17 protein-coding genes are annotated in these 19,703 nt (G+C 65.8%); 7 read left to right on the forward strand and 10 right to left on the reverse strand.

Annotated features, from left to right (window positions below; all coding sequences use genetic code 11):
• Positions 1-8: 8 nt before the first annotated feature.
• The 8 genes from ACZ92H_RS17340 to ACZ92H_RS17375 all read right to left on the reverse strand — a co-directional run bounded on the left by ACZ92H_RS17340 (position 9) and on the right by ACZ92H_RS17375 (position 10,237).
• Positions 9-1,361 carry an alpha/beta hydrolase gene (locus tag ACZ92H_RS17340; RefSeq protein ID WP_465050352.1) on the reverse strand — a complete coding sequence of 451 codons (1,353 nt, stop codon included), beginning with the start codon at positions 1,359-1,361 and terminating at the stop codon, positions 9-11.
• 118 nt (positions 1,362-1,479) lie between these two features.
• On the reverse strand, positions 1,480-2,358 hold the full coding sequence (locus tag ACZ92H_RS17345; protein WP_131369574.1) for a proteasome-type protease: 879 nt from the start codon (positions 2,356-2,358) through the stop codon (positions 1,480-1,482).
• 76 nt (positions 2,359-2,434) lie between these two features.
• Positions 2,435-3,268, reverse strand: coding sequence for a transglutaminase family protein (locus tag ACZ92H_RS17350; RefSeq protein WP_465050353.1), 834 nt, complete (start codon positions 3,266-3,268; stop codon positions 2,435-2,437).
• Entirely contained in the window at positions 3,268-4,212 is a 945-nt protein-coding gene (locus ACZ92H_RS17355; RefSeq protein ID WP_465050354.1) for an alpha-E domain-containing protein, read from the reverse strand. The genes ACZ92H_RS17350 and ACZ92H_RS17355 overlap by 1 nt, the downstream gene beginning before the upstream one ends.
• Entirely contained in the window at positions 4,206-5,678 is a 1,473-nt protein-coding gene (locus ACZ92H_RS17360) for a circularly permuted type 2 ATP-grasp protein (RefSeq protein WP_465050355.1), read from the reverse strand. The genes ACZ92H_RS17355 and ACZ92H_RS17360 overlap by 7 nt, the downstream gene beginning before the upstream one ends.
• A gap of 130 nt (positions 5,679-5,808) precedes the next feature.
• Positions 5,809-6,966, reverse strand: coding sequence for a sensor histidine kinase (locus ACZ92H_RS17365; protein ID WP_465050356.1), 1,158 nt, complete (start codon positions 6,964-6,966; stop codon positions 5,809-5,811).
• Between the two features lie 79 nt (positions 6,967-7,045).
• Positions 7,046-7,918: a hypothetical protein gene (locus ACZ92H_RS17370; protein ID WP_465050357.1), complete on the reverse strand. Its 873-nt coding sequence runs from the start codon at positions 7,916-7,918 to the stop codon at positions 7,046-7,048.
• A 99-nt stretch (positions 7,919-8,017) separates the two neighbouring features.
• Positions 8,018-10,237, reverse strand: a complete 2,220-nt coding sequence (locus ACZ92H_RS17375; protein WP_465050358.1) for a TonB-dependent receptor — start codon at positions 10,235-10,237, stop codon at positions 8,018-8,020.
• 238 nt (positions 10,238-10,475) lie between these two features.
• Between ACZ92H_RS17375 and ACZ92H_RS17380 the strand changes: the two genes are divergently transcribed.
• The 4 genes from ACZ92H_RS17380 (at position 10,476) to ACZ92H_RS17395 (ending at position 13,818) form a co-directional block, all read left to right on the forward strand.
• Positions 10,476-11,138 (forward strand): hypothetical protein, encoded by a 663-nt coding sequence (locus tag ACZ92H_RS17380; RefSeq protein ID WP_465050359.1) that lies wholly within the window; start codon positions 10,476-10,478, stop codon positions 11,136-11,138.
• Between the two features lie 125 nt (positions 11,139-11,263).
• Entirely contained in the window at positions 11,264-12,217 is a 954-nt protein-coding gene (locus tag ACZ92H_RS17385) for a 2-hydroxyacid dehydrogenase (RefSeq protein ID WP_465050360.1), read from the forward strand.
• Positions 12,218-12,308: 91 nt separating this feature from the next.
• Positions 12,309-12,566, forward strand: coding sequence for a hypothetical protein (locus ACZ92H_RS17390; RefSeq protein ID WP_465050361.1), 258 nt, complete (start codon positions 12,309-12,311; stop codon positions 12,564-12,566).
• Positions 12,567-12,633: 67 nt separating this feature from the next.
• Positions 12,634-13,818, forward strand: coding sequence for a low temperature requirement protein A (locus tag ACZ92H_RS17395; protein WP_465050480.1), 1,185 nt, complete (start codon positions 12,634-12,636; stop codon positions 13,816-13,818).
• On the opposite strand, the gene ACZ92H_RS17400 is transcribed toward ACZ92H_RS17395, so the two are convergent.
• A complete protein-coding gene (locus ACZ92H_RS17400) occupies positions 13,815-14,717 on the reverse strand; it encodes a LysR family transcriptional regulator (RefSeq protein ID WP_465050362.1) in 903 nt (300 codons plus the stop codon). The two genes, ACZ92H_RS17395 and ACZ92H_RS17400, sit on opposite strands and share 4 nt — an antisense overlap.
• Positions 14,718-14,780: 63 nt before the next feature.
• Between ACZ92H_RS17400 and ACZ92H_RS17405 the strand changes: the two genes are divergently transcribed.
• The 3 genes from ACZ92H_RS17405 (at position 14,781) to ACZ92H_RS17415 (ending at position 18,320) form a co-directional block, all read left to right on the forward strand.
• A complete protein-coding gene (locus ACZ92H_RS17405) occupies positions 14,781-16,295 on the forward strand; it encodes an MFS transporter (protein WP_465050363.1) in 1,515 nt (504 codons plus the stop codon).
• A 115-nt stretch (positions 16,296-16,410) separates the two neighbouring features.
• A complete protein-coding gene (locus ACZ92H_RS17410) occupies positions 16,411-17,970 on the forward strand; it encodes an EAL domain-containing protein (protein ID WP_465050364.1) in 1,560 nt (519 codons plus the stop codon).
• The gene (locus ACZ92H_RS17415) at positions 17,967-18,320 is read left to right on the forward strand and encodes a hypothetical protein (protein WP_465050365.1); all 354 of its coding nucleotides are present in this window, start codon (positions 17,967-17,969) and stop codon (positions 18,318-18,320) included. The genes ACZ92H_RS17410 and ACZ92H_RS17415 overlap by 4 nt, the downstream gene beginning before the upstream one ends.
• 3 nt (positions 18,321-18,323) lie before the next feature.
• Here the strand turns inward: ACZ92H_RS17415 and ACZ92H_RS17420 are convergent, their stop codons facing one another.
• Positions 18,324-19,676 carry a serine hydrolase gene (locus ACZ92H_RS17420; RefSeq protein ID WP_465050366.1) on the reverse strand — a complete coding sequence of 451 codons (1,353 nt, stop codon included), beginning with the start codon at positions 19,674-19,676 and terminating at the stop codon, positions 18,324-18,326.
• Positions 19,677-19,703 lie beyond the last annotated feature (27 nt).

Consider the following 19,703-nt stretch of genomic DNA (forward strand, 5'->3'; position numbering starts at 1 on the left):
AAGCCGCGTCATGGTTTGAACGTCCAATAGCGGCCCGCGACCGTATCGACGGGGTCGAGAAAGCGCTGGTCCGCGCGCGCATGGTTGCGTATCAGATAAAACATGTCGGACAGGGCGGAACGCTTTTCCGCAAAGTACGAATGTTTCATGAAGCTGGTATCCACGCCCGTGGCGTCGATGGTTTCCACGCCCGCCACGATCAGCATGCCGGCGCCGCTGTCGCCCGCGCGCGGGTAGCCGTGCACGGCTTTCGAGGCGGCCAGGGCCAGGTCTTGCGACGACGCGTACAGGGTGACGGGGTTGCGCGCCTGCGCCAGTTTCGGCGCGATATCGTGCTTGAAGATGGCGGCATCGATATCGGGCGCGGAGAGGATGATTTCCGTGATCTTTTGCGCCAGCTGCGGCTGTGCGGCCAGCAAATCGGCCACGGCCCGCGTCAGGCCGCGGCTGCCCATGCTGTGGCCCACCAGGTACACTTGCGCCGCCTCGGTGCTGGCAAGAAAGTCGGCGAGGAAGGCCGTGATGTGCGGCGTGCTCCATTCGATATTGTTTTCATCAATGGTATAGCCGGCAACATCGCCCTGCGACGGCCAGCTGTAGAAGACGGGCGCGCCGTCGAAGCCCAGGTCGTAGGCCATCTGTCCCGTGCGCCGGGCCGCATCCTCGAACGTCACGTTGTAGCCGTGCACGAAGACAAACGCGCTCTTGCCGGCCGCAGCGCGGATCTGGGTTTTCATGGCGGCAAAAAAATTCTCGCGGTCCTGCACCTCGGCGGACAGCAGCACCACGTGCTTGGCCGGGTCCTCGCGAAATTCCAGCCGCCACAGCGACGGCGATTCCAGCTGGCCCATGCGATGGTCGCGCGGGATGCTGATGTCGCAGCTGCCATAGCTGAGCGGGCCGTCGTCGGCGCCGTTGCCTGCCGTCATGCTGCGCTGGCCGCTGAAACGCTGGGCCGGCGGCTTGCCGACATCGCGCCGGCGGTCCGTGGCGAAATACACTTTGACGACGGCATAGTTCGAGACGACGGCGTTCTTGTCGGCCGGTGCCGGGACTGCCTCCGCCTCCGGCAGGGGCGCAGGCGGGCGCTGCAGCGCATCGAGCAAGCCTTGCGCGGCAAACAGGGCTTCCATGTCGTCCGGCACCTTGGCCGTGGCCAGCGCCGCGGAAAGCGCCAATTGCAGCCGCGTATCGGCAGGGTTCGCTTCCAGCGCGGCGATGGCGGCCAGGATAGCCGCCGCGCTGTCGAATTTGGCGATGGCCGCCTTGATCTGCTGGTAGTGGGACGTGACGGCGGCCGGCGCGAGGCCGGGCGCGCCATGTTCGATGGCCGCGACGACGGCGGAAGTGATCAAGTCCATGCGCCACCTGCCTTTCAGGTCAATCTGGATTGAATGTCAACCCATATTGCCATAAAAGCACGCGCAAGGCGACTTGTCCAGCGGCGCACGCACCTTGCGTATCACATATCAATGCCGTTCAATGCTGCTTGTCGTCGCTGAACTGCTGCGCCAGCGACTGCAGGGGCGCCAGCGTCAGGCTGCCGCGGCTCACGTGCTCGGGGATGGCGACGCGCACGGGCTTGCTGTGCATATTGCTTGACGACAGCACATTCGTGGCCGTTTCCGGCGCCGCGTTCCACACGGGATCGTCGATGCCTTCAAACACATGTTTCAATTGCTCGCCCCAGGTATCGCGGATCATGCGGAAATACTGGTTCTTTTCATCGATGGTGACGAAGCGCGTGACGGCCAGGCTGCCCGTCTCGTAGACGAGCAGGTCCAGCGGCAAGCCGACGGAAACGTTCGAGCGCAGGGTGGAATCCATGGAAATCAGCGCGCACTTGGCCGCTTCGTCCAGGCGCGTGAACGGATTGATGACCCGGTCGATGATGGGCTTGCCATATTTGGCTTCGCCGATCTGGAAATACGTGTTTTCATCGTGCGATTCGATAAAATTGCCGGCCGAATACACCTGGAACAAACGGCAGCGTTCGGCGCCGATCTGCCCGCCCAGGATGATGCTGACGTTAAAATCGATGCCGCAGTCGGCCAGGGCCTTCGCTTCGCGCTGGTGCACGGTGCGCACGGCGTCGCCCACGATGCGGGCCGCGTCGTACATATTGCCCACGTTCCAGATGCTGCGCCCATCCGCATCCACGTGTTCGGAAACCAGCTGGCGGATGGCTTGCGAGATCGACAGGTTGCCGGCCGTCATCAAGACCAGCATGCGGTCGCCCGGGTTCTCGAACACGCTCATCTTGCGGAAGGTGCCCACCTGGTCCACGCCAGCGTTGGTGCGGGAGTCGGACAGGAAGACCAGGCCTTCATTCAGGCGCACGCCTATGCAATAAGTCATCGTAGCAAATTCAGTCAAAGGGGAAGCATTCTACACCAGCCGGGCCTGCCAACTATGCTGCAAGGCCCGGCCAGCCTCATTCCTGCCCGTTGAGACGGGCATGTACGGGCACGATCTGCACATCGACTCTTAACGTTTCCGTGCCGCCACCCTGGCGCACGCCGCGCACGGGCGCGGCCGAATCGTAGTCGCGGCCGATGGCCAAGCGGCAATACGCATCCGTCATCAGCCGCGCATGGGTGACGTCGATGCTGACCCAGCCCGCGAAATCCGTGTCTTCCGTCCAGGCATCGACCCAGGCATGGCTGGCCGCGTGGCCCGTCGTGCCCGGATCGATATAGCCGGACACGTAGCGGGCCGGGATGCCCCAGGCGTGGCAGCAGGCCAGGAACACATGCGCGTGGTCCTGGCACACGCCGCGTCCCAGGGCCAGGGCGTCGCCGGCCGTCGTGGTGACCATGGTGGCGCCGCTTTCATAGGCCACCTTGCCGACGATGTGCTCTGCCAGGCGCAGCAAGTGGCCCGTGCCCGCCGTCACGCGGCGGTCAGGCAGGCTGGCCGCGGCCAGTTCCAGGATGGCGGGGTTGGCCTGGGTAAGTGCCGTCGGCATGGTAAACAGCAGCGGCGACAGGGTATCGACCAGGTTCAGGCGTCCCTTGTGCGGATAGATGGTTTCCACCACGCCATGCGCCACCAGGCTCAGGGAGTGATGGCTGCCATTGATGGTCAGCATGTGCGACAGGTTGCCGTAGGCATCCGTGTAGGCGTGGCACTGGCCCGGCGTGGCGATCTGCCAGGACAGGGCCCGCTGCTGCGGCTCGATGCGCGGCGTCAGGTGCAGCTGCTGGATGGTGTAGGCCAGCGGCGCGCTGTAGGCGTAATGGGTTTCGTGGCGGATGGTGAGCTGCATCAGGCCGCCAAGGGAACGAGGAAGTCGCGGCTGACCCGGTTGCCCAGGTCATAGATGTTTTCCAGAAACTCCGTCAGGGTCAGGTGCAGTCCCGCCTTCATGATGTCGTCGATGTGGCCGAATTTCAGCTCCGCATGCAGCTTGCCGGCGAAGCGCTCCGTATCGGCGGACACGTCGTTGCGGATATGTTTTAAATTTTCCACCACGTCATCCATGCAGGCCAAGAGCGACCTGGGCATGTCGCCGCGCAGCATCAGCAATTCCGCCACGCGCGCCGGGGTGATGACGTCGCGGTAGACCTTGCGGTAGATTTCGAAGCCAGAGACGGAGCGCAGCAGGGCCGCCCAGTAGTAAAAGTCGCGCTGGGTGATGTCTTTCGACGTGTCGCGCGCGCCGTGGAATTTCACGTCGAGGATGCGCGCCGTATTGTCGGCCCGTTCCAGGAAGGTGCCCAGGCGGATGAAATGGATGGCTTCGTCCTTCAGCATGGTGCCCAGGGTCACGCCGCGCGACAGGTGCGAGCGGTATTTCACCCATTCGAAGAAGGCGCTGGGGTCCGTTTCCAGCAGATTGCTCTTCAGGCGCTTCTGCATGTCGAGCCAGGTGGCGTTCTGGATTTCCCATACTTCCGTCGTCAGGGTGCCCCGCACGGCGCGGGCGTTTTCGCGCGCCCCCGTCAGGCAGGCGAGGATGGAAGATGGGTTGTTCGGGTCGCGCACCATGAAGTCGAGCACGTCGCGCGTATGAAAACGGCCATATTTGTGGTCGTACGCGCTTTGCAGCTCGGAAATGCCCAGGGTGGCGCGCCAGCCCTGTTCCGCGTCCTGCTCGGACTGCGGCAGCATCGACGTCTGCATGTTGACGTCCAGCATGCGCGCCGTGTTTTCGGCCCGTTCCGTGTAGCGGGCCATCCAGAACAAATGATCGGCGGTGCGGCTCAGCATGTTTTCTCTCCTGCCTGATAGTTTGCTTTTTCTTCCGCAACGGCGGGTTCCAGCACCCACGTATCCTTGGTGCCGCCGCCCTGCGAGGAATTGACCACCAGCGAGCCTTCGCCCAGGGCCACGCGGGTCAGGCCGCCGGGCACCATGGAAATCGTCTTGCCGGACAGCACGAACGGGCGCAGATCGATGTGGCGCGGCGCGATGCCGGCGTCAACGTAGGTGGGGCAGGCGGACAGGGCGAGGGTCGGCTGGGCGATGTAGCCGCCCGGATTGGCCAGCAGGCGCTGGCGGAAGTCCTCGATCTGCGCCAGGCTGGACGCCGGCCCCACCAGCATGCCGTAGCCGCCCGCGCCGTGCACTTCCTTCACCACGAGCTTGGGCAAATTGGCCAGCACGTAGGACAGGTCGGCGCTCTTGCGGCACTGGTACGTCGGCACGTTGTTCAAGACCGGTTCCTGCGACAGGTAAAACTTGATCATGTCGGGCACGAAAGGATAGATCGACTTGTCGTCCGCCACGCCCGTGCCGATGGCGTTCGCCAGCGTCACCCGGCCGGCGCGGTAGACGGACAGCAGGCCCGGCACGCCCAGGGACGAGTCCGAGCGGAAGGCCAGCGGGTCGAGGAAATCGTCGTCGACCCTGCGGTAGATCACGTCCACGCGCTTCGGTCCCCGCGTGGTGCGCATGTACACGGAATTGTCGTTGACGAACAGATCCTTGCCTTCCACCAGTTCCACGCCCATCTGCTGGGCCAAAAAGGCGTGCTCGAAGTAGGCGGAGTTGTACATGCCGGGGGTCATGACGACGACAGTGGGATCGTCGACGCCCATGGGCGCGACGGAACGCAGGTTGTCGAGCAGCATGTCCGGATAGTGGTCGACGGGGGCGATGCGGTTGCGCGCAAACAGTTCCGGGAACAGGCGCATCATCATCTTGCGGTCTTCCAGCATGTAGGACACGCCGGACGGCACCCGTAAATTGTCTTCCAGCACATAGAATTCGCCCTGGCCGGCGCGCACGATATCCACGCCGGCGATGTGGGCATAAATGTCCGAGGCGACGGCGATGCCCTGCATTTCCGGGCGGTACTGCGCGTTCTTGTAGATTTGCTCGGCAGGAATGATGCCCGCCTTGATGATGTTTTGCTCATGATAAATATCATGGATGAACATGTTCAAGGCTTGCACGCGCTGCACGAGACCCGTTTGCATCTGCGTCCACTCGGCGGCGGGGATGATGCGGGGGATGGTATCGAAGGGAATCAGGCGTTCCGTGCCGGCATCGTCACCGTAGACGGCAAAGGTGATGCCGACCCGGCGGAACGTCAGGTCGGCTTCGGCCCGCTTGCGGGCGATGGTGTCGGGGGATTGCTGCGCCAGCCAATTGTCGAATTCACGATAGTGTTCACGTACCTTGCTGTCCGATCCCACGTCATCTGCAGTCATTTCATTGAAAAAATTTGCCATGTTGAGATTTCCCCTTGAGCCGTATCTGACTATAGCTCAGCAGAAATCATGCCAGTGCCACGCACCTGAAAATGTGTAAAAAATGACCACTTTTGTGGCGTAAATCCGTCATCCGCACCGTATTGGTGCGTTACGAGGCACTCTTGGGGACGTCGGCAGGCTGGACGAAGGGACGGCAATCGACGGGCAAGTCGAAGATGAAGCTGGTACCCGTTTCCGGCGAGCTGTCGACGGCGATGCTGCCGCCGTGGCTTTCCGCCACGTTTTGCACGTAGGGCAGGCCGATGCCCCAGCCGGGCGCGGGGCCCAGGTTTTCGCGGCGCAGGTAGTCGAAAATGCGCGCGCTCTGTTCCGGCGAAATGGGCCGCCCGCCGTTGTGCACGTTGACGATCATGCGCTCGTGCGTAGCTTCCACGACAACGCTGATGGGTTCGTCATCGCCATACTTGATGGCATTGCCGAGCAGGTTTTCCAGCGCCCGGCGCAACGAATTCTCGCACCACCAGCCCGTGACGGATTGCCCGCTGACGATGCATTTGCCCGGATGCTGCAGGTTGACCTGGCTGGCCACGGCGTGCGCCAGCGGCAGGATATCGAACTGGCTCAGGGCCAGCGGCAGCTGCTGGCCCCGGTGGTAGCTGAGCGTGTCGAGCAGCTCCTCGATCATGCTGTCGAGGCGCTTGCCGTGGTCGGCGATCTTCTGCGCCAGCGCCGCCACCTTGTCCGGCTCCGTTTGCCGCAGCAGCAGCAGGGCGCTGGTGCTGATGACGGCCAGCGGATTGCGCATGTCGTGCGACAGGCCGGCCGCGATGCGGCGGCGGAAACCTTCATGCATGGAAGTAAATTCGCGGATCGATTCGCGGATGCCCATGTCGATCGAGGCATTGATGATGCGCCAGTCCTTGCTGTGCAGGGTGATGTGCGATTCGTGCGCGACGGCGGCGAAGCAGTCGCGGAAGATCTGGTACTCCTGGATTACCTGTTCCGGCCCGTAATTGGTCATGCGCGCCCGCTCGTTGCCATGCACGGCGGGCACGTTGCTGTCGCTGGTGGCGTTCTCGCGCGGGTGGCCGGGCGTCAGGGCTTCGGCCAGGTTATCGAAGAAGGCGGGCAGGGTATTGATGAGGATGGGCGTGAGCAGCTGGTCCGCGCCCCGCACACTGGCGCGCACGCGCTGTTCCCAGGCCGTCAATACCGCATCGCGCATGGCGAAGAGGCGCTGGGCGCGCGCCAGCGGACGGTGGGGGCGCGCCTGCCGATCTGCCTGATGATCCGTGGCAAGTTTCATCTGAACTCCTTGCAGGAATGGCTATGCTTTCGATAGTATGCGCCAATTCCGCGGCCAGGGAAACGCCCGCATGCGCGCTTTACGGCACGCTGTCGCCTTGCTGTAACACGCCGTGCAGGCGGGCCAGCGCCTGCGACCAATCCTGCAGTGAGAAGTTCTGTGGATCGTCATGACCATTCGCAAAGCCCGTATCGAGCACGGCGTGGAAGGCGGGAATCAGCCACGTTCCCTTGCGCACGCCGGCGGCCAGGTACAGCAGGGCCAGCCGTTCATATTGCGCCGGCGTAAAACCGGGATCGGGCGCCAGGCCATCGTTGCCCTTGCCGCCGCCCGGGACGGAGTTGCGCGGCTGCACCAGTTCCACGTGCAGGAACAGCCCCGTCCACGACGGCTTGTCCTTTTCCAGCTTGCTGGCGTAGCTGGCCGTGCCAAAGTCGCGCACCTGCAGGGAGCCGCCCAGGCGGTTGACGTAGACATGGCCTTTCGGCCCGCCGCCCAGCGCGGGATTGCGCAGCGTAAAGTCGTTGAAATCCCAGCTGGCGTCGTTGATGTGGGCGGGAATGGGTTCTGCCAGGAAATTCGGATAGCTGGTGTCGTGGATGACAAAGTAGCGTGCGACGGGCGCTACCAGGCGGCCCACGGCACGCGACAGGGGCGCATCGACGGCGCCGCCCACGTCGGCCTCGCGGATGCCGCGCGCCGCCAGGTACGCGCGCAGGGCGGCGGGCGCGATGGCCATGCGCCGGCCGATGTGGCTGTCGAGAAAGTCCGGCAAGGGCGCGCTGGCGCCCAGGCGGGCATAGCGTTGCACGGGCCGCAACAGGCAGGTGGCTTGCGCCCGTGCATCGCCCTGGAAGCCGCTTTTCCAGGCGGCGTAGGGGCAGGGCGCTTGCAGCTGGGCAGCGGCGGGCAGCGACATGGCGAGTAACAGGAGCAGGGCAGGGAATCTCATGCGGGCATTGTCGCCCAAGCCTGCGTTGCGGCACAGGCGCGCACGCGAAAAAAAAGCTGCCCGAAGGCAGCCTTTCCTGGAAATGCGGCAACTGGCCCCTTAGAACGCCACGCTGCCGGAAACGACGACGGTGCGCGGCGCGGCCAGCACCAGGCTGCCCGAATCGAACGAGGACACGGCCGAGGCCCAGTAGCTGCGGTCGGCAACGTTGTCGATGCGCGCGCGCAAGGTCACGTCGTGGCCTGCCAGCTGCGTCAGGTAGCGGGCGCCGATGTCCACGCGGGTCCAGGACGGCAACTGCTTGGTGTTGGCCAAGTCCGCGTATTGCGTCGAGGTATACACGGCGCGCGCGTTCAGGCTCAGGCCCGGCGCGCCCGGCACGTCCCATTCGCCGCCCACGCTCGCCTGCATTTTAGGTGCGCCGATGGCGTGCTTGCCGTTATTGAGCGGCTTGTCCGTGTTGCGCTGCTCCGTGTCGAGCCAGGTCAGGCCGCCCAGCAGGCGCACGCCCGCCACCGGCGTGCCGAAGACGGACAGTTCCAGGCCCTCGTTGCGCTGCTCGCCCGACAGGGTGGCGCGCGTGCCGACGATGGCCGGCAAGGGCTTGGCCGTCGAGAACAGGGCGGCGCTCATGCCCAGCTTGCCAGCGTCATACTTGACGCCGATCTCCTTTTGCTTGGACTTGTACGGCGCAAAGACTTCGCCATGGTTGCTCACCAGCTGGTCCGTCGTGCCGTCGAAATAGGTGCCGCTGGCCACGGGGCCCTTGACCAGCGCCTCGATGTAGTTGGCGTACAGCGAGACCTGCTTGCTGGCCTTGTAGACAATGCCGGCCACGGGCGTGGTGGCGCTCTTGTCATAGGTGGGGCCGGACTGCACGGCCGTGCCGTAGGCATAGCCCGTATCCTTGATCTGCTGGCGGCGCGCGCCCACCGTCAGCAGCAGGCTGTCGTCGAGGAAAGCCATGGTGTCGGCCACGGCAAAGCTGCTGAGGATGGTGCGTTGCGTGAGGCGGGGATCACTCATCACGCCGCCCGAGTTCGCTGCCAGGGTAGGCGGCATGGCCACATCGACGGGGCGGTAGATATTCGTCGGCAAGCCCGCGTAATCGCTGATGGCGTAGGCATTCTTCGCTTCATTCCAGTGGCCGGACCAGCTCGCCACCAGGGTGTGCCGGACGGCGCCCGTGCTGAGTTTGCCGCGAACACCCAGTTCGCCCGTGCGGATTTCCTGCTTGCGGCCATTGTCGAAACGGTACACGCTGGCGTCGCCATTGCTTGACGTCAACGCCGGTTCGGCCAGGCTGTTCGATTCCTTCGTCGAGCGGCTGCCAAACGCGGCCCACGCCACCACATCCTTGGCCAGGTCGACTTCGGCGCGCGCCGTGCCAAAGACATCGTGTTCCTTCGAGAAGCTCCATGGCTGGGCGAAATTCTTCGATGCGTCCGGCGCGCCGGGCAAGCTTGCCACGCGGCCGATGTTGACGGATGGGCGTGGCGCCGTCAAATCGAAGTTCTGGTAGCCGGCATCGGCCGACAGGCGGAAGTTGCGGCCGCGATAGTCGAGGCCCACGGCCAGCATGCCCACGTCGTGGTCTTCGCGCTCGATGCTGGTCTCTCCCTGGCGCTTGGCGGCATTCACGCGCACGCCGAATTCCTTGTTCTCGCCGAAGCGGCGGGCCACGTCGATGGCCGCATAGGCATGGCCGCCCGATTCCACGCCCAGCGTCAGTTCCGTCAGCGGCGTGTTGCCGGCGCGCTTGGGCATCAGGTTGATGGCGCCGCCGATGCCGCTGCCGCCAGGCGCCGCGCCATTCAGGAAGGCGCTGGCGCCACGGAAGACTTCCACGCGTTCCAGCAATTCCGGCGAGACGTACTGGCGGGGCAGCACGCCGTACAGGCCGTTATACGCCACGTCGTCCGAGTCGAGGGCGAAGCCGCGGATCACATACACTTCCTGGAAATTGCCGTAGCCGCGCGACATGCGCACGGCCGCATCGCTTTGCAGCAAGTCGCCCACGCTGCGCGCCTGCTGGTCGGCGATGAATTGCTGCGTGTAACTGGTATTGCCGAACGGCGTATCCATCATGTCCACGGAGCCGAGGATGCCCATGCGCCCGCCGCGCGCCACTTGTCCGCCCGCATAGGCTTTCGACAAGCCTTCCGCCGACGCGTCGGCCGAGGCATTCACGACGACCGTCGGCATGGTTTGAGCGTCATCGGCAGCCGTGGCAGAGGTGCTTTGCGCATGGGCAGCGGTGCTGGCCAGCAGGAAGGCGGCCAGGGCGAGCGGGGTAGGGGCGAGGTGGAACTTGCGCATGGTAGTTGTTCGATAGTAATGAGAATGATTATCATTATATTCCTCCCGACCGGAAAGCGTCCAGATCGGTGCAACTGATGGTAAAAAAATAGTGCGCCGCGCAACACCGCGCGACGAAGGCACCGGATTTCGCATGAAAAAGGCGCGCCAGGCGATACCTTGCGGATTGATTAACAAGTTTGCGCCAGGATCGCTACACTATGGCATCGCGCCTTGCGCCCACCGGATGTTGTTGCCCATGCTCGACCAAGACCAGCCCGCTTCCCCGCACCGCACCTGGCGCTTCAGCGCGCAAGGCGCCGCTGTCGTGCTGATCCTGGCCATGCATCTGCTGGGCCTGTATTTCCTGCTGCTGCCGGCGCGGCAGCTGAAGCAATACACGGAAGTGGCCTTCATGACGCTGATGCCGCCCAGGCCGTTGCCGCGCACGCCGCCGATGCCCTTGCCCATGCCGATGCCGCACGCCAGGGCCGTCGCGCCGGCCGCGCCGGCCACTGCGCCAGTGGCCGCGCAGCCCGAGGCTGCTCCCGTCACCGCCGAGGCGATCACCGTGCCTGCCGCCGAACCGCCGCCGGGCGCCACCGGCGACCTGCGCACGCGCGCGCTGCTGGCGGCCGGCGCCGCCGACAAGGCCGTGCGCGGCGAGCTGGCGAGAGACAAGCCATGGCTGGCCGCGGCGGAACTGCAGGGGGATACCGCCTTCCGGAAACAGGTGGCCTCGGCTTACCGTGGCGGTCCGCTCATCAAGGTGGAAGAGTACCTGACGGCCGACGGCCGGCCCGCCAGCAGAGTCGTCAGCCCGGGCGGCGCGAGCTGCTTTGCCATGGCAGACAATCCGGGCGCGGGCGCCGATCCCTTCAAGACGGGCGGCAAGCTGAAAAAAGTGGCGTGCCCCGGTTGAGCCGCGCCGCAAAGACCGCGCCAGGCGCAAGGTTTTAAAGCCGATTCCAGGGTTGCCAGCCCCGGCAGGGCGTCAAATATGCTAAGTTGCGTCTGCAACTTTCGCCGACCCCATCCTGGACGCCCATGCCACCCGATATCCTCATTCTCGCTCCCAGCCCTTCGGCTGCCGTCAATGCGCAGCTGGAAGAACATTACACGTGCCACCATGCCTGGCAGCAAACCCCGGAAGAGCGCCATGCCTGGCTGAATGCCCTGGCGCCGCGCATCCGCGGCGTCGTCACCACGGGCGCGCTGGGCTTGAATGCCTCTGATATGGCCTTGCTGCCCGCGCTGGAAATCATCGCCGTCAGTGGCGTCGGCCTCGATGGCGTGGCACTGGACGAGGCGCGCCAGCGCGGCATCGCCGTCACCACCACGCCGAACGTGCTGACGGATGACGTGGCCGACATCGCGCTGGGCCTGCTGCTGGCCAGCGCGCGGCACATCGTCGCACTCGACCGTTTCGTGCGCGACGGGGGCTGGGAACGCCGCGAAGCCATCGCCCCAGCGTCCAGCCTGCGCGGCAAGACGGCCGGCATCTTCGGTTTCGGGCAGATCGGGCAAGCCATCGCGCATCGCCTGGCCGCGTTCGGCATCGAGGTGCGCTACTTCCAGCCGCGCGCCATCGCCGGCACGGCCGTGCCGCGTTCGGCATCGCTGCTGGCCCTGGCACAGGAAAGCGATTATTTGATCATCTGCGCGCCAGGCACGCCCGCCACGCGCAAGATCGTCGACCGTACCGTGCTCGACGCGCTGGGCCCGCAAGGCACCCTGATCAACATCGCCCGCGGCGCGCTGATCGACGAGGAGGCCCTGGTCGCCGCCTTGCAGGACGGCCACCTGGGCGCCGCCGGCCTCGACGTCTTTGCCGACGAGCCCCATGTCCCCGCCGCCTTGCGCGCCATGCCCAACGTGGTGCTGACGCCGCACGTGGGCAGCCTGACCGTGGAAACGCGCCATGCGATGGGGCAGCTGGTGGTCGATAACCTGGCGGCGCATTTCGCCGGCCTGCCTTTGCTTACGCCGGTGAAAGGCTAGGCGCCTTCAGCCTGGCTGCCCGGTGCCGGTGAAATGCGTTAGCATCGTGTAAATAGCATTTTCATACGATGCTTTCACGAAAGGAGTGGCGATGCATACCTTGCTGGTGATGGGCGCGGGCTGCGCGCTGCTGGCACTGTGCCTGCTGGTGGGGCGAAGCAGGGGCGCGATGGCGCGCGCGGCGTTGGCCTTCATCCCCTTGTGGCTGTTGGGCGCCGGTTTTAACATGGCCGTGGGCGTGCTCGCGGCCGGCTATTCCGTGGCCGAGGAACTACCGATTTTTGCAATGATTTTTGCCGTGCCAGCCTTGCTGGCCGGTTTTTTGTGGTGGCGTTTACAACGCGCCTGAGCCGTCCGCCCATAGGCTGCATCGCCAGTACGGCCAGGTTTGAATTGATGAAAGAGTAGCTATGGAATTGACAAAATCGCTGTTGCGCAAGCGCGGCGGACAGGACAGCGGCAAGGTGGGCATGATCGAGCTGTTCTTCGACCTGGTCTTCGTATTTGCCGTGACGCAACTGTCGCACGGCTTGCTGGCGCACCTGAGCGCCATGGGCTGGCTGCAGACGGGCCTGCTGCTGATGGCCGTCTGGTGGGTATGGATCTTTACCTCGTGGATCACCAACTGGCTGGACCCGGAACGCATTCCCGTGCGCATCAGCCTGTTTGCGCTGATGCTGGGCGGCCTCATCATGTCGGCCTCGATACCCGAAGCGTTCGGCACGCGCGGCCTGGCGTTCGCGCTCGCCTACGTGGCCATGCAAGTGTGCCGCCCCCTGTTCGCCTGGTGGGCCGTGCGCCATGAAGCGCTTTCGCGCCGCCGCAATTTCCAGCGCATCGCCCTGTGGGCCGTGTTTTCCGGCATCTTCTGGATCGCCGGCGGCCTGGCCGACCCGTCCCAGCGCCTCTTCTGGTGGGCCGCCGCCCTGGTCATCGACCTGGCGGGACCGTGGATGCAGTTCGGCATGCCGGGCCTGGGCCGCTCGTCGACGGCGGACTGGGATGTCGATGGCGGCCACATGTCCGAACGCTGCGCCCTGTTCGTCATCATCGCCCTGGGCGAATCGCTGCTGGTGACGGGCGCCACGTTCGCGGGACTGGAATGGACGGCAGGCAACTGGCTGGGTTTCCTGTCCGCCCTGGTCGGCAGCATCGCCATGTGGTGGATCTATTTCGACACGGGCGCCGAAGCGGGCCACCACCGCATCGCCCACTCGAAAGACCCGGGCCGCATCGCGCGCAAGGCGTACACGTACATCCACGTGCTGATCGTCGGCGGCGTGATCGTTTCCGCTGTGGCCGACGAACTGGCCCTCGTGCATCCGGATGAAGCGGGCTTCGCCGGCATCAGCGCCTTGCTGGGCGGTCCGATCCTGTATCTGCTGGGCAATGCCTTGTTCAAGTGGGTCAGCAGCGACCGCGCCGCGCCGCCGCTGTCGCACCTGCTGGGCATCTTGATCATCCTGGCGCTGATCCCGATGGCCTACGGCCGGCTGTATTCGCCGCTGACCCTGGCCTGCATCACCAGCTGCGTGCTGGTCCTCGTGGCCGTGTGGGAACATATGGCGCTGCGCCGGCCGGCGCCGGAACTGGACCCTTAATTTTCAGGCAGGGCCGCCGCGCGCAGCTGATGGATGAAGGCGCGGGCGGCGGGCGCCTGTTCGTGGCGGCGGAAGGCCGCCGCGATTTCCGAGCGGATGGGCGGGCCCGCCAGTTCGCGCAATACCACGCCAGGCAATTGCACGCTGGCCATCACGGAGTGGGGCACGATGGCGCAGCCCACGCCCAGCGACACTTCCGTCAATACGGCCACCAGGCCGCCAGGGCGCGACACCACCTGGGCCGCAAAGCCGCCGCGCCGGCTCGCTTCCAGCGTGCCCCATTCCTGTTCCGGCACGATGAAGGCCTGCTGCGCCAGCGCGCCTGCTTCCACCGCGTCCCGCCGTGCCAGCGGGCTGTCGGCCTGCACGGCCAGCACGAAGCGGTCGCGCAGCAGCACCACGCTGTCGATGCCGTCCGGGTAGTGCAGCGGCGGGCGCACGAAGGCCAGGTCCACGCGGCCCTGGTCCAGCAATGCCGGCAGGGCGTCCATCGCGTATTCGCGCGCGCTGATGCGGATGCCCGGGTGGCTGGCGCGAAAGCGGGCAAACTGGCCCTGCAGCACGCCAGCATACGCGGCCGAGGCGACATAGCCGATCTCCAGCCGCCCCAGCTCGCCCCGTCCGGCCCGGCGCGCCACGTCCTGCGCCTGCTCCAGCTGCGCCAGCGCGCGCGCCGCTTCCACCACGAACAGTTCGCCGGCCGCCGTGAGAGCCACGGCGCGCTTGCTGCGCTGGAACAGCCGCGTGCCCAGCAGGCTTTCCGTTTCCTGCACCTGCTTGGTCAGCGCGGGCGGCGAGATGCCCAGCTGGGCGGCGGCACGCGTGAAATGCAGACTGTGCGCGACGGCCAGCACGCAACGGAAATGCCGCAGTTCCAGGGATTTTTCGGTATTCACCATGGGCGAATTATATGCCGCTTGTCTTATAACAAGAAATAACGCGCGCCTGCTTACAATCGGGGCATGAAGAATACTCACTGGACTTTATATACGTGCTCGGGCGTCTGCGCCCTGATCATGCTCGATACCAACGTCGTGGCCGTTTCCTTGCCCTCGATCGCCCGCAGCCTGAACGCCAGCTTTGTCGACGTGGAATGGGTGGTCAGCGCCTACATGCTGGCGTTCGCCTCGTTCCTGCTGCCGGCGGGCAGCATCGCCGACCGCCTGGGACGGCGCAAGGTGATGCTGTGCGGCCTGGCCGTGTTTGCGCTGGCCTCGCTGCTGTGCGGCGTGGCCTGGACGCCATTCGTGCTCAACGTGGCGCGCGCCATCAAGGGCCTGGGCGCCGCACTGCTGCTGACGTCCGCGCTGGCCGTCATCGGCCACACCTTCCATGCGGAAAAGGAGCGGGCCCACGCCTGGTCCGTGTGGGGCGCGGCCATGGGCGTGGCCATGACGGTGGCGCCGCTGCTGGGAGGGCTGATCACCAGCGCCGTCAACTGGCGCTGGATTTTCTATTTGAACCTGCCCGTGGTGGCCATCCTGATGCTGCTGGTGCGGCGCCACGTGGCCGAATCGCGGGATGCCGGCAATGCCAGCTTCGACCCGCTGGGGGCATTGCTGTTTTCCGCCGGCCTGTTCTGCATCATCTGGGGCTTGATCGACGCCAGCGTGGCGGGCTGGTCCAGCCGCGCCACACTGCTGCGTTTCGCAGCCGGCGCCGGGCTGCTGGCCGTGTTTGTCGTGGTGGAGCGGCGCCAGCGCGCGCCCATGGTCGACTTGTCGCTGTTCGGCCGCCGCGTGTTCGTCGGCGCCGTGCTGGGCATGTTCGGCTACGCCATCGCCGCGCAAGTGATGATGACGTTTTTACCCCTGTACCTGCAGAACGCCTTCGGCTTTTCCGCCGTGCTGGCCGGTTGCGCCATGCTGCCGTTTGCCGTCGCCATGGTGGCGTGCTCGCGCCTGGCGCCGCGCGCCATGCGCCGGCTCGACGACCGCGGCATCCTGGTGACGGGCCTGCTGATCGTCGCCGCCGGCAACGTGGCCACTTCCGTGGCCGCCGCCAGCCTGCAATATGGCTGGGTCGCGGCCGGCATGCTCGTCACGGGCGCGGGCGCGGGACTGCTGAACGGCACCACCCAGAAAGCCATCCTGGCCTGCATTCCCCGCGAGCGCACGGGCATGGGCTCGGGCATCAGCACCACCACGCGTTTCGTCGGCATCGTGCTGGCCGTGGGCGGCCTGGGCGCCGTGCTGGCCATGCGCACGGCCGCGTCGTTCGAGCAGCTGGCGTGGCTGCACGGCTTGACGGCATCGCCCGACATGATCGGGCGCATCGTCGCCGGCAATGCGGCCGAGGCCTTCGGCCAGCTGCCGGCCAGCCTGCAGGCCGTGGCGCAGGAAGCGGCGCGCCACGCCTTCATCGACGGTTTCGCCAGCGTGCTGCAACTGGCGGGGGCGCTGGCGGCCGTGGTGGCGGCGCTGGTGTTCGTGCTGGCCAGGCCAGTGAAGCAGGCAGGAACGGTGAAAAAAGTGTAACTGTTCAACAAGATGCGTGTGCGCCGGCCCGGCTTGTAATATGATGCCATCGAGCAATACATGGCAATCATACAACTACCGCAAGTATGTCGCGGTCGCAGCACGGGAGGCGCGCATGCGCAGGAAACGTATCATCATTATCGGCACCCTGGTCGCGCTGGCAGGCGTGGCAGCGCCGCTGGGCCTGACGTGGCAGTGGTCGCAGCAGCGCGCCATCGCGGCCGAGCAGCAGCGCCTGCGCTTCCTGGCCAGCCACGCGCTGCAGCGGGCCGAGCGCACCTTCCGCGACGCCAGCGCCGCCTTGCACAGTTTCGCGCCCCTGATGGAAGCGCCATGTTCCGAGGCGCACATCCAGCAGATGCGCCGCACCACCGTGCGCACGCGCAGCATCGACGATATCGGCTATGTGGAAAATGGCGTGCTGAAATGCACGTCCAGCGGCATGGAGCGCGAACTCATCAAGATCAGTCCGCCACAGTTCCTGCTCGCCGATGGCGTCGGCGTGGATATCGACCTGCACCCCTCCGTCAGCGCGGGCAAGCGCATGGTGGGCGCGGCATATTTGTCGCACAAGGTGCTGATCGACCCCGTGCGCTTTGCCGACGTGCTGACGGACGAGGACATCCAGCTGGCCATGGCCGCCAACAGTGGCGCCTTGCTGGGCACCTTGCACGGGCCCGATCCGGCGCTGGTGAAGGCGCTGATGGCCAGGGGCGCGTCCGGCAGCGACCACGACGCCATCTATGCCGTCGTGCGCAGCGCCGGCTTGACGGCCATCGTCATCGAACCGCGCAGCAAGCTCGACGCGCGCCTGCGCAACGAGCAGATCGTGCTGCTGCCGCTGGGCCTGCTGTTCGCCGCGCTCAGCGTGGCCGCCGTCGTGTGGCTGTCGCGCCGGCGCCTGTCGCTGCGCGGCGAGCTGAAGATCGCCGTCGAGCGGCGCGAATTCTTCGTCCATTACCAGCCCATCATCGCCCTCGACACGGGCGTGTGCGTGGGCGCGGAAGCGCTGATACGCTGGCGCCGTCCCGACGGCAGCATGATACGTCCCGACCTGTTCATCCCCGTGGCCGAGGAAAGCGAGCTGATCCTGCCGATCACGGACCAGGTCATCGCTTGCGTCATCGCCGACATGCGCGAGGCGCTGGTGGCCGACCGTGAACTGCACATCGCCATCAACCTGTGCGCCAGCGATATCGAAACGGGCAGGGTGCTCGACGTGCTCGAGCGTGCCCTGGCCGGCACGGGCATCGAGGCGCAGCAGATCTGGCTGGAAGCGACGGAACGGGGCTTCATCAACATCGATGCGGCCCGCGCCACCATCGAAAAGGCGCGGGCGCGGGGCCATGCGGTGGCCATCGACGACTTCGGCACGGGCTATTCCAGCCTGTCGAGCCTGCAAAACCTGCCGCTCGACGCCTTGAAAATCGACAAATCCTTCGTCGACACCATCGGCACGGACGCGGCCACCAGCAGCGTCACGCCGCACATCATCGGCATGGCGCGCAGCCTGAAGATGCTGATCGTGGCCGAAGGCATTGAAACGCAGCAGCAGGCCGATTACCTGCTGGAACGCAAGGTGGAATTCGGCCAGGGCTGGCTGTACGCGAAAGCGCTGCCCGCCCGGGAATTCCTCGCCTTTTACCAGACCCGACGCACGCCATCCGCTCCATGACATCCAGACGCTTTCCCTATCCCTTGCAGCCGCTGCGCGTACCGGGCGGCTGGCACATCACCGTCAACACCCTGTTCGAGGTGGAGCCGGGGCCGGACACCATGCAATGGTTCAGCAGCGCCTTGCTGCTGTGGGGCCATTGCCGCGACACGGGCTACTGTTTTAACTCCCACTTCGAGCCGGAAGACGACCCCGAGGGCGAATTCGTGCTGGAGATGGCCAGGGTCGACCATGACCGCCACGGCAAGGCCGTCAAGGGCAGCGAGGTCTTCCTGGACGAGTTCCGCACGCGCAGCAAGGCGGACTTCGTCGCCAGGGTGGAGCAGTTCATGCAAGACCCTGCCGCCTGAACGCTAGCGCTTGCGCGGCAACACCACCTCTTGTTCACCCTGCCTGAGCACGGCGCCATCGATTTTGCCCTTGGCATCGCGCGTAAACTGCAGTTCCGCGTCGATGGCGCGGAAGAAGAACTGGTCCCTGGCATTGGCAAACACGGGTGCCGCCCCCAGGCCGGTGCCGGCCGCTTCCAGGCCATCCTTGCCGAGGCTGACCTTCAAGGCAAACGCCTCGCCCAGCGGATACTCGCCCACGTATTCGGCCAGCGCGGCGCGCGGCACGGCAATGGCCGCGTGCGGTTTTTTCAGGGCCGGCAGGGCCGTGCCGGGGAAGAGGGCGGCCAGGCCCAGCGCGTCGACGAGGCGCGCCGTGTTCGTCAGCACCACCACGCCCCGCTTGCCGTCCGCCGTGAATGCCGCATAGCTGGTGTAGCCGCCCGTCTGGCCGCTGTGCCAGGCGTAGCCTTGTCCCTGCCGCTGCTCCAGCACCCACGCCAGGCCGATTTTTGCCTGGCTGTCCGGCGCCAGCGGGCGTTGCGGCTCGATGGCCAGCACGTAGGGCCGCAATGGCCTGTCCATGTAGGCGTGCAGGTAGGCAACCATGTCGCGCGCGCTGGAATACACGCCGCCGGCCGGCGCCACCACGTTCAATTCCCAGGCGGGCGTCGCTTCGCCCGACAGCGAATGGCCGGGCGCCAGGCGCGCCAGCATGCCGGCCGAGGGCGTGTTCGAGGTCGAGCGCATGCCCAGGGGCACGGCGATGCGCGACTGCAGCAGCGCTTCATAGCTGGTGCCTGCCTGCGCAGCCAGGGCCGTGCCCAGCACGGCATAGCCGGTGTTCGAGTAGTCGAAGGTGCTGCCGGGCGGGCGCGGCAAGCGGTAGGCGGCCAGGAATTGCCGCTGCAGCGCTTCCGTGTAGTCCGCATACGGATTGGCCGGGTTCTGTGGCGCGAAATTGTCGGGCAGGCGCGGCAGCGACGAGTAATGCGTGGCCAGGTCGAGCAAGCTGATCGCCTTGCCGTCGAAGGCAGGGATCGTATAGCCGGGCAAGAGCTTGGCGACGGGCTCGTCAAGGGTGACCTTGCCTTCGACGACGGCGTCGGCCAGCAGCAGGCCGGTCATCGTCTTGGTGACGGAACCGATCTGGTAGACGGTGTCGGCGCCCGGCTTGCCGGGTTTGCCGGGATGGGCGGCGCCGAAGCCGTAGACGGCGCTGTCCTTGCCGTCGATCACGGCGATGACGATGCTGGCATGCATGCCCAGGCGCGTGAGGTCTTCGGCGCGCTGGCGCACGGCGTCGTCCAGCATGGGCACGGCCAGGGCTGCGGAGCTGAGCAGGCAGAGGGGGAGAAGGGCGAATGTTGGTGTCATGGGAACCTGTATGGAGTTGAACTGAAT

The organism is Janthinobacterium foliorum, assembly GCF_978021625.1.